This window comes from Bacteroides sp. AF25-5LB (assembly GCF_003602965.1).
Classification (GTDB): Bacteria; Bacteroidota; Bacteroidia; order Bacteroidales; family Bacteroidaceae; genus Bacteroides; species Bacteroides uniformis.
This window is the reverse complement of record NZ_QTMC01000009.1, coordinates 133,359-144,211: the sequence shown is the minus strand read 5'-3', so window position 1 is coordinate 144,211 and position 10,853 is coordinate 133,359. Positions and strand designations below refer to the sequence as shown.

Annotated in this window: 9 protein-coding genes; 8 read left to right on the top strand and 1 reads right to left on the bottom strand. The window is 47.3% G+C overall.

Annotation, left to right across the window (positions count from 1 at the left end):
* Positions 1–71: 71 nt before the first annotated feature.
* Positions 72–1,169, bottom strand: coding sequence for a hypothetical protein (locus DWY57_RS11780; RefSeq protein WP_034525358.1), 1,098 nt, complete (start codon positions 1,167–1,169; stop codon positions 72–74).
* Between the two features lie 566 nt (positions 1,170–1,735).
* Here DWY57_RS11780 and dxs point away from each other — a divergent pair.
* The 8 genes from dxs (at position 1,736) to nuoH (ending at position 10,844) form a co-directional block, all read left to right on the top strand.
* The gene (gene dxs / locus DWY57_RS11775) at positions 1,736–3,640 is read left to right on the top strand and encodes a 1-deoxy-D-xylulose-5-phosphate synthase (protein ID WP_165853604.1); all 1,905 of its coding nucleotides are present in this window, start codon (positions 1,736–1,738) and stop codon (positions 3,638–3,640) included.
* Between the two features lie 66 nt (positions 3,641–3,706).
* A complete protein-coding gene (gene trkA, locus DWY57_RS11770) occupies positions 3,707–5,047 on the top strand; it encodes a Trk system potassium transporter TrkA (protein ID WP_005823949.1) in 1,341 nt (446 codons plus the stop codon).
* Positions 5,048–5,068: 21 nt separating this feature from the next.
* Positions 5,069–6,520, top strand: coding sequence for a TrkH family potassium uptake protein (locus tag DWY57_RS11765; protein ID WP_117599329.1), 1,452 nt, complete (start codon positions 5,069–5,071; stop codon positions 6,518–6,520).
* A gap of 102 nt (positions 6,521–6,622) precedes the next feature.
* Positions 6,623–6,994 (top strand): hypothetical protein, encoded by a 372-nt coding sequence (locus DWY57_RS11760; protein WP_117599328.1) that lies wholly within the window; start codon positions 6,623–6,625, stop codon positions 6,992–6,994.
* A 112-nt stretch (positions 6,995–7,106) separates the two neighbouring features.
* Positions 7,107–7,457, top strand: coding sequence for an NADH-quinone oxidoreductase subunit A (locus DWY57_RS11755; RefSeq protein WP_005823956.1), 351 nt, complete (start codon positions 7,107–7,109; stop codon positions 7,455–7,457).
* A complete protein-coding gene (locus DWY57_RS11750; RefSeq protein ID WP_005823959.1) occupies positions 7,448–8,029 on the top strand; it encodes an NADH-quinone oxidoreductase subunit B in 582 nt (193 codons plus the stop codon). Before DWY57_RS11755 ends, DWY57_RS11750 begins: the two co-directional genes overlap by 10 nt.
* A gap of 15 nt (positions 8,030–8,044) precedes the next feature.
* Positions 8,045–9,634: an NADH-quinone oxidoreductase subunit D gene (locus DWY57_RS11745; protein WP_119961799.1), complete on the top strand. Its 1,590-nt coding sequence runs from the start codon at positions 8,045–8,047 to the stop codon at positions 9,632–9,634.
* 133 nt (positions 9,635–9,767) lie between these two features.
* Positions 9,768–10,844, top strand: a complete 1,077-nt coding sequence (gene nuoH / locus DWY57_RS11740; protein WP_009037156.1) for an NADH-quinone oxidoreductase subunit NuoH — start codon at positions 9,768–9,770, stop codon at positions 10,842–10,844.
* Positions 10,845–10,853: the final 9 nt, after the last annotated feature.

Genomic DNA, 10,853 nt, shown 5'->3' with positions numbered 1-10,853 from the left:
GGTCGAAACATAAAAAAGGCAGGTAATATAACCTTCCATTATATCACCTACCTTAAATACTATATATTCCATTAATACCAATTAACCGTAGGATCAGCCACCCAATTTGCAAAATCTGGATATTTATTATTAATAGCCTGACGCTCAGAAGTCCAGTCATATCTTGTCTCTACACGTATCTTCTGCGGAGCTTTGCCTACCTCCGCTTTCAGTGTATATACTTCAGCATTTTGACCTTCCACTTTGATATTTACGGCACCAGTACCGTTAACTCTATACATCACCGGAGCCTTAGTTGCTCCAGCACCCGTATTTATCATTGTAGTACTAGAAACACTAAAGATCTCATGAACTTCACGACTATCACCGCCTACCTCAATATACAAAGGCAAAGTACCACCCGCAGCCTGCAGGGTAATGATAGTTGTTCCTCCATTGGTCGCTACATCAAACACGACATCGTTGAAATCAAAATCGTCACTGTCTCCAAGGTCTTCCGCTATGATTCTGTACGCATTTGTATATACGGCCGGAGAGATCTTTACAATCCAATCACTATAATACCCATCTGCAGCTACTTGTTGATTTGGGTTCTGGCCGGTAGCTTCAAAGTCAAATCCCACATAATAAGCACCCTCAATATATTGTATAGTATAATTATAGTGCATTTTACTATCCAGAGAAGCCCTATAGCCAAAAGAAGACGTCCCACTATTCTGCATTAGCATTATAGCTCCCTCAGCAGCATTAAAATTATTGATATGATCATCTGATGCCGCAACCAAAAAATCCATATCAGAGCGTGAGCCACTTACATGTTGAACAAAAAAGTCGGTCCAATCCACACCAATGGATTGTGGATTCTGATGTGTTTCAAACCATTTCGTAACCACTTCTTTTTCTATAGCCGTAACACTCCCCGGTACTTCCGCAAAATCTCTCCATTGATTGCTATTAGTGTTAGCAACACGCGTTGTCGGTGTTACCCCAAATCCCCAATCCTGATTAACTGCAATTTTTCCATACTTCCGCACGAAAGCCGATGCATACTGTGCCTCTTTCTTAGCCACCGCCTTTTCCGGGTCGAACAGATCGCTATCAGAACCGCAAGCGGAAAAAAACACTACGCTCACAATAGCCAAAATTCCAAAGTTAAACTTTTTCTTCATATCATTCATTGTTTATTCATTTAGCAATTCGTGGTTACGCCCCATTCCGGCACATATTACAACTAAGAATGCCATCATGTACAATTCATAATCGTATAACATATTGATAAATAGGACATATTCTACTTTGCAAATATAGATAATATTATATTAACAACAGTCCAAGCTCCTAAAAAAGTTGCAATAAATAGTTTACAAAGTTGCATTTTTCAACAAGTGTTAAGTTTAAAGCATCTCTTATCATAGATGCACACATACGAGAGTACAAGTCAATCTTTGAAAGGATTAATATCTTTGCTTGCCAAAACTAAATCATTCCTATATGGAGAAAAAATCGTTCCACCATGGTGGAACGATTTTTCTACCAGGATGGAACAATATTTTCTCCATGGAGGAACGATTTACCATCAGGCATCTTTTTCCTTAATTATAGGCAGAACAAGAAATGCAATTTATACAGAGAAAGTAAAAACAGAAGTGAACAAAAGAGGCTTTTTTTCCTTCTAAAACTTCCCGTCATCCGTTTTCTTTTGCTATTTTTGCATTTTGTAATCTTCAGATTAGAAATGAGAACAGAACCAACAACATATAACTTGCTTAGCACCATTACATTTCCCGAGGATTTACGCCAACTCAGCGTAGAAGAGCTTCCTGAAGTCTGTAAAGAATTGAGGCAAGACATTATAAAGGAGGTTTCGTGTAACCCCGGACATTTCGCAGCCAGTCTGGGCACGGTAGAGCTGACCGTTGCCTTGCACTACGTATTCAATACTCCGTACGACCGCATAGTCTGGGATGTAGGCCATCAAGCATACGGGCACAAGATACTGACCGGACGCCGTGAAGCATTCTCCACCAACCGTAAATTCAAGGGAGTTCGTCCTTTTCCCTCACCAGAGGAAAGCGATTATGACACATTCACCTGCGGACATGCGTCAAATTCAATCTCCGCCGCCCTTGGCATGGCTGTTGCCGCTGCCGAAAAAGGCGAGAAGGACCGCCATGTAGTGGCCATCATCGGCGACGGAAGCATGAGCGGCGGCTTAGCTTTTGAAGGACTGAACAACGCTTCGTCCACCCCCAACAACCTTCTTATCATTCTCAACGACAATGACATGTCGATAGACAGAAGTGTAGGTGGCATGAAGCAGTACCTTTTCAACCTGACTACCAGCAACCGCTATAACCAGCTGCGCTTCAAGACATCCAGACTGCTGTTCAAAATGGGACTTTTGAACGAGGACCGCCGCAAAGCGCTGATTCGCTTCGCCAACAGTCTGAAATCAATGGCCGCCCAGCAGCAGAATATCTTTGAAGGGATGAACATACGCTACTTCGGTCCTATCAATGGACACGATGTGAAAAACATAGCCCGTGTCCTGCGGGACATCAAAGATATGCAGGGACCGAAAATACTGCATCTGCACACTGTAAAAGGAAAAGGATTCGAACCTGCCGAGAAGAATCCCGATATCTGGCATGCACCGGGCAAGTTCGATCCGAAAACCGGAGAACGCCTCAAGGCAGATACCAGCAACCTGCCTCCGCTTTATCAAGACGTGTTTGGGGAAACACTGGTAGAACTGGCAAAGGAAAATCCGAGAATCGTCGGAGTAACCCCCGCCATGCCCACTGGCTGCTCCATGAACAAGCTGATGGACACCATGCCCGACCGTGCCTTCGATGTGGGTATTGCCGAAGGACATGCAGCCACTTTCTCGGGCGGTATGGCAAAAGAAGGAATGCAGCCTTTCTGCAACATCTACTCCTCCTTCATGCAGCGGGCATACGATAATGTCATCCATGACATCGCCCTGCTCCGCCTCCCCGTCGTACTTTGTCTGGACCGCGCCGGACTGGTGGGAGAAGACGGACCGACCCACCACGGAGTTTTCGACCTGGCCTATTTCCGTCCGATTCCCAACCTGACCATATCTTCACCGATGGACGAACATGAATTGCGCCGCCTGATGTACACGGCACAATTGTCGGACAAAGGTCCGTTCGTCATCCGCTATCCCCGCGGACGCGGCGTATTACTGGACTGGAAATGTCCGCTGGAAGAAATCCCCGTAGGTAAAGGGCGTAAACTGAAGGAAGGTAAAGACCTGGCAGTCATCACCCTCGGGCCCATAGGCAACGTAGCCGCACGTGCCATAGAGCGCGCAGAGAAAGACAAAGGGATCTCCATAGCCCATTACGACCTGCGTTTTCTCAAACCGCTCGACGAAGCCTTGCTGCACGAGGTAGGACTCAACTTCCAGCATGTCGTCACCATAGAAGACGGTGTCAAAAAAGGAGGAATGGGCAGTGCCATACTGGAGTTCATGGCAGACAATGACTATATCCCCCATATCAGACGTATCGGTGTACCCGATGCCTTCATAGAGCACGGCACCATACAAGAGTTGCATCATCTTTGCGGAATGGACGAAGAAGGAATCTATAATCAATTGATAATTGATAGTTGAAAATTGACCGTTTAAGTATCTACCCCATATGTCAACTATTAATTATCAACTATCAACTAATTAAAAGTGAAAATAATTATTGCAGGTGCCGGCGCAGTAGGCACACACTTGGCTAAATTGCTGTCCCGCGAGAAGCAGGACATCATTCTGATGGACGACAACGAAGAAAAGTTGAGCACCCTAAACTCCAACTTTGACTTAATGACGGCTACGGCCTCCCCTACATCCATAAAAGGCTTGAAAGAAGTGGGAGTGAGAGAAGCCGACTTGTTCATAGCCGTCACCCCTGATGAAAGCCGGAACATGACCGCATGCATGCTGGCAAACAATCTGGGAGCACAGAAGACCGTAGCCCGCATTGACAACTACGAATACCTGCTGCCCAAAAACAAGGAATTTTTCCAGAAGCTGGGTGTCGATTCACTCATCTACCCGGAAATGCTTGCCGCCAAAGAGATCGTATCCTCCATCCGCATGAGCTGGGTACGCCAATGGTGGGAATTCTGCGGAGGCGCCTTGATACTGATAGGCACCAAAATACGCGAAAAAGCCGAGATACTGGACATCCCTCTCCACAAACTGGGCGGACCGGAGCTGCCCTATCACGTGGTAGCCATCAAACGGGGAAGCGAGACACTGATTCCCCGCGGTGACGATACCATCAAGCTACATGACATCGTATACTTTACCACCATCAGGAAATACGTCCCCTACATCCGCAAAATAGCTGGCAAGGAAGATTATGCTGATGTGCGCAACGTAATGATTATGGGTGGAAGCCGAATTGCCGTACGCACCGCCCAATACGTCCCGGACTACATGCAGGTGAAAATCGTGGACAACGACTTGAACCGCTGCAACCGTCTGACCGAGTTGCTTGACGACCGCACCATGATTATCAATGGCGACGGGCGGGATATGGACTTACTTGTGGAAGAGGGACTGAAAAACACGGAAGCCTTCGTTGCCTTGACCGGCAATTCGGAGACCAATATTCTAGCCTGCCTTGCCGCCAAACGCATGGGAGTCAGCAAAACCGTAGCAGAAGTGGAGAATATAGACTACATAGGCATGGCTGAAAGCCTTGACATCGGCACTGTCATCAACAAAAAGATGATTGCCGCCAGCCACATTTATCAGATGATGCTGGATGCGGACGTCAGCAATGTGAAATGCCTGACCTTTGCCAATGCCGATGTAGCGGAATTTACCGTTAAGGCCGGCTCAAAGATTACCAAACATCCGGTAAAAGACCTCGGCCTCCCGAAAGGAACCACCATCGGCGGACTTATCCGTCAGGGGGAAGGCGTCGTGGTTATGGGTAATACCTTGATACAACCGGGTGACCATGTGGTGGTATTCTGTCTAAACATGATGATTAAGAAAATCGAAAAATACTTTAACTAATAGAGAATGAGTCGTTGGTAAATGATTAACTTCAAGACAATCATACGGATTATCGGTATTCTGCTATTGCTGGAAACAGTCATGTTTCTGGTCTGTTCGAGCGTGTCTTTCTACTACAGAGAAAGCGATATGCTCGATTTCTGGAAAGCAGGAGGTATCACAGCAGGGATAGGCTTATTGCTGGCAGCTCTCGGTAAAGGAGGTGAACGGCAACTGACGCGCCGTGACGGATATGTACTGGTCAGCTTTGCCTGGGTGGCATTCTCTCTTTTCGGAATGCTGCCTTTCTATATAGGCGGATACATACCCGACATTGCCGATGCATTCTTCGAGACCATGTCCGGTTTCAGCAGTACGGGTGCCACTATTTTGGACGACATCGAGTCACTTCCTCATGGAATACTGTTCTGGCGCAGCATGACACAGTGGATTGGCGGCTTGGGAATCATCATGTTCACCATTGCAGTGCTTCCTATCTTCGGAGTCAGTGGTCTGCAGGTATTCGCAGCCGAAGCAAGCGGCCCCACACATGACAAGGTTCATCCGCGTATCGGTATCACCGCCAAGTGGATTTGGAGCATCTATACCGGCATAACCACTTTACTTGTCTGCCTGCTGATGCTTGGAGGCATGGACTGGTTCGACAGCATCTGCCATGCATTTGCCACTACCGGCACCGGTGGATTCTCTACCAAGCAGGCCAGCGTTGCCTACTATAATTCTCCTTATATAGAATATGTCATCTCCATCTTCATGTTTATCTCCGGTATCAACTTCACTTTAGTATTATTGTTCGTCAACCGGAAATTCAAGAAATTCATCAGCAACGCCGAGCTGAAATTCTATTTCAGCTCAGTCGTATTTTTCACTGCAGTCATAGCCATCGCGCTCTATTATACCAGTCCCATGGGGATGGAAGAATCCTTCCGCAAATCCTTGTTCCAGGTAATTTCCCTTCATACGTCCACCGGCTTTGCAACGGATGACTACATGCAATGGTCGCCCGTCCTATGGGGCCTGCTTACCATCATCATGCTGATGGGAGCGTGTGCAGGCAGTACCACCGGAGGCTTGAAATGCATACGTATGGTAATTCTTACCAAAGTATCACGGAACGAATTCAAACACATCCTACACCCCAATGCCATACTTCCGGTACGAATAAACAAGCAAGTCATATCTTCCTCCATTGTCTCCACCGTACTGGCTTTTTGCTTTATTTATATCACCATTATAGTTATCAGCACACTGCTTATGATGACTATGGGAGTCGGAGCTGAAGAGTCAATAGGCTGCGTTATTTCCAGCATCGGTAATATGGGACCCGGATTGGGTGAAACCGGACCTGCCTATTCGTGGAATGCCCTGCCCGATGCAGCTAAATGGCTATTATCCCTTTTAATGCTTCTGGGACGTCTTGAGTTATTCACCGTACTACTGCTTTTCACACCTGATTTCTGGAAACGAAATTGATTTAGGATAAAAAGTGTAAAAATAACCATTTTTGTTATGCGGGGATAGCAAAATGAGCAAGACTTATTATATCTTTGCGCCCTTGAAAGAGAGATTTGTGGTATGAAGCAATGCATCAAATACTGTTTAATCATTATCTTTGCAGCCCTATTGCACGACAGTGCAATAGGAGTTGCGGACATTTTGTGTGTTCCTGCCACCCGACAAGCAGAATGCTGTACGCTGTCACAAGCTCCTACCACCCAACAAGTAGTCCAGAAGTTCTACGACTTGTTTTCACCAAACTCCCTCTGCATAGAGCATGTGGATCATACGCAAGTACCAACCAATAAAAACGTACTCCTGCGCATGTACATCTACAAGATGCAGCAGTATGCTTATGCACCGGAATGCGACCGTTTGTTAAATCTGTCTCCTCATCCCGTACCCGACGCAAACTATTATGTGTTCGGACTAAGAAAGATTATCATTTAGAAGGCCTGCAAGCGCAAATGCTTGCCCCTTGACCTCGCCCCGGACAACATTCAGTTTTTTGTCCTCTGGTACGATGTATCTATTATTATATATCTAAAATCTTATCAGGTTTATGAACTTTACTTTGTTAGTGGTCGTCTTATTGACGGCAATCGCTTTCGTGGGTATCGTCATCGCGCTCTCCAATGCGATAGCACCCCGTTCGTACAATGCACAGAAGATGGAACCGTACGAGTGTGGCATCCCTACCCGCGGTAAATCGTGGATGCAATTCCGGGTAGGTTACTATCTGTTTGCCATCTTGTTCCTGATGTTCGAAGTGGAAACGGTATTTCTGTTCCCTTGGGCAGTCATCACCCGCGAACTTGGCGTGGCAGGACTTTTCAGTGTTTTATTTTTCCTGATTATATTGATTCTGGGTCTTGCTTATGCCTGGAGGAAAGGAGCTTTGGAATGGAAGTAACAAAGAAGCCGAAAATTAAATCTATCCCTTATGAGGAGTTTACAGACAACGAAACGTTGGAGAAACTGGTTCGGGAACTTAATGCCGGAGGCGCCAATGTTGCCCTTGGCGTACTGGACGATTTCGTCAATTGGGGACGCAGCAACTCACTGTGGCCTCTTACGTTTGCAACCAGCTGTTGCGGTATCGAATTCATGGCCCTCGGCGCAGCCCGCTATGATATGGCGCGCTTCGGGTTCGAAGTAGCCCGTGCCAGTCCGCGCCAGGCAGATATGATTATGGTTTGCGGGACAATAACCAACAAGATGGCTCCCGTTCTGAAACGTCTTTACGACCAGATGGCCGATCCAAAATATGTAGTAGCCGTAGGCGGCTGTGCCGTCAGCGGAGGCCCGTTCAAGAAATCCTATCATGTGGTGAACGGTGTGGACAAGATTCTGCCGGTGGATGTCTACATTCCCGGTTGCCCTCCGCGTCCGGAAGCATTCTACTACGGCATGATGCAATTGCAGCGTAAAGTGAAAATAGAAAAATACTTCGGTGGAGTAAACAGAAAAGAAGAAAACCACTAATCAGCACTTAAATATATGGAAATAAAATACATAGAGCCCTCAGCCCTGCACGACGAAATGCTGCGTCTGCGGAAAGAGAAACAGATGGACTTTCTGGAATGCCTCAGCGGTATGGATTGGGGAATACCCGACGAGAAAGACACACCGGACACTCCCCGCGGACTCGGTGTAGTCTATCTGTTGGAATCTACCGTTACCAGCGAACGGATAGCGGTACGTACCGCCACTCTAAACCGGGAACATCCCGAACTCCCTTCCGTCAGCGATATCTGGAAAGCTGCGGATTTCAACGAACGCGAAGTCTACGACTTTTACGGTATCGTTTTCATCGGTCACCCGGATATGCGCCGACTCTATCTGCGCAATGACTGGGTAGGCTATCCCATGCGTAAGGACAATGAACCGGAAAAAGATAATCCGTTACGTATGGACAACGAAGAAACGGTAGACACCACCATGGAGTTGGAGCTGAATCCCGACGGTAGCATCAAAAATAAGGAGATGCAACTTTTTGGTGATGAAGAATATGTGGTGAACATCGGTCCCCAACATCCGGCCACCCACGGCGTAATGCGCTTCCGTGTATCATTGGAGGGTGAAGTCATCGACAAGATTGATGCCAACTGCGGCTACATCCACCGGGGTATCGAGAAGATGTGCGAAAGCCTGACCTATCCGCAGACTTTGGCTCTGACCGACCGTCTGGACTATCTGGGTGCACACCAGAACCGCCATGCCTTGTGCATGTGTATCGAAAAGGCAATGGGCGTGGAAGTTAGTGAACGCGTGCAGTACATACGTACCATTATGGACGAGTTGCAGCGAATAGACTCTCATCTGCTGTTCTACTCTTGTCTTGCTATGGACTTGGGTGCATTAACGGCCTTCTTCTACGGTTTCCGCGACCGCGAAAAGATACTCGACATCTTTGAGGAAACTTGTGGCGGACGCCTCATCATGAACTACAACACCATCGGTGGCGTGCAGGCGGACATTGCTCCCGGCTTCGTAAAGAAAGTGAAGGAGTTCATCCCCTACCTCCGCGGTATCCTACACGAATATCACGACGTATTCACCGGAAACATCATTGCCCAGCAACGTCTGAAAGGTGTGGGTATACTCTCACGGGAAGATACCATCGCCTTTGGAGCTACCGGAGGCACCGGACGCGCCAGCGGATGGGCCTGCGACGTGCGTAAGCGTATGCCGTATGCCGTATATGACAAGGTGGACTTTAAAGAAGTCATCCGCACCGAAGGTGATTCATGGGCACGCTACCTTATCCGTATGGATGAAATTTTGGAGAGCCTGAAGATTATCGAGCAACTGATAGACAACATCCCGGAAGGAGCCTACCAGGAAAAGATGAAACCTATTATCCGCGTACCGGAAGGCACTTATTATGCAGCCGTAGAAGGTAGCCGCGGTGAATTCGGCGTCTTCCTCGAAAGCCACGGTGACAAAACGCCTTACCGCCTGCACTTCCGCAGTACGGGTTTGCCATTGGTATCGACCGTAAACACGATTTGCCGCGGAGCTAAAATCGCCGACCTTATAGCCATTGGCGGAACATTAGATTATGTAGTACCAGATATTGATAGATAAAAGAATTTACGATTTGACAATTCACAATTTACCATGCGGAATTACAGCGCAGCCAAATTGTAAATTGTACATTGTAAATCAAAAAGCGCCTCGTAAATTGTACATTGTAAATAGTAAATAGTAAATGAACAACGTGTTTGACTTTAGTATAGTAACCAACTGGATACACCAGATGCTGACTTCCCTGATGCCGGAAGGTCTGGCAATATTCCTCGAATGCGTGGTGATTGGCGTATGCATCATCTTGATGTATGCCGTGCTTGCCATCATCCTGATTTACATGGAGCGTAAAATATGCGCCTTCTTCCAATGCCGCCTCGGTCCGATGCGCGTGGGGAAATGGGGATTGCTCCAAGTGCCCTGCGACGTCATCAAGATGTTGACGAAGGAAATCATTGATTTGAAATTTTCTGACCGGTTCCTCTACAATCTGGCACCGTTCATGGTAATCATCGCTTCTTTCCTGACATTTGCCTGCCTGCCCATCAACAAGGGATTGGAGGTATTGGACTTCAATGTAGGAGTGTTCTTCCTGCTGGCTGCATCGAGTATCGGCGTAGTGGGTATCCTGCTGGCAGGCTGGAGCTCCAACAATAAATTCTCGCTGATTGGAGCCATGCGAAGCGGTGCGCAGATTATCAGCTACGAGTTGTCCTGCGGATTGAGCATACTGACAATGGTAGTGTTGATGGGAACCATGCAGTTCTCCGAAATAGTAGAAGGACAAGCTGACGGCTGGTTCATCTTCAAGGGACATATCCCTGCATTGATAGCCTTCATCATCTACCTCATTGCCGGAAATGCGGAAACCAACCGTGGTCCCTTCGACTTGCCCGAAGCCGAAAGCGAGTTGACTGCCGGATACCATACGGAGTACAGCGGTATGGGCTTCGGATTCTTCTATCTGGCGGAATATTTGAATCTGTTTATCGTAGCCTCCGTGGCAGCCACCATCTTCCTGGGAGGCTGGATGCCGCTACACATCGTAGGTCTGGACGGCTTCAACGCAGTGATGGATTACATTCCGGGCTTTGTATGGTTCTTCGGAAAGGCCTTCTTCGTAGTCTTCCTGCTGATGTGGATAAAGTGGACTTTCCCCCGCCTGCGTATTGACCAGATTCTGAATCTGGAGTGGAAGTACCTGGTACCCATCTCTATGGTGAACTTGATTTTGATGGTATTAATTGTAGTATTTAAATTGCATTTCTAACCGGCGTAG

Coding starts and splice junctions, on each gene's coding strand:
- DWY57_RS11765 (WP_117599329.1), top strand. CDS start 5,069: ATGATTAACTTCAAGACAATCATACGGATTATCGGTATTCTGCTATTG.
- DWY57_RS11760 (WP_117599328.1), top strand. CDS start 6,623: ATGAAGCAATGCATCAAATACTGTTTAATCATTATCTTTGCAGCCCTA.
- DWY57_RS11780 (WP_034525358.1), bottom strand. CDS start 1,169: ATGAAGAAAAAGTTTAACTTTGGAATTTTGGCTATTGTGAGCGTAGTG.
- DWY57_RS11755 (WP_005823956.1), top strand. CDS start 7,107: ATGAACTTTACTTTGTTAGTGGTCGTCTTATTGACGGCAATCGCTTTC.
- dxs (WP_165853604.1), top strand. CDS start 1,736: ATGAGAACAGAACCAACAACATATAACTTGCTTAGCACCATTACATTT.
- DWY57_RS11745 (WP_119961799.1), top strand. CDS start 8,045: ATGGAAATAAAATACATAGAGCCCTCAGCCCTGCACGACGAAATGCTG.
- DWY57_RS11750 (WP_005823959.1), top strand. CDS start 7,448: ATGGAAGTAACAAAGAAGCCGAAAATTAAATCTATCCCTTATGAGGAG.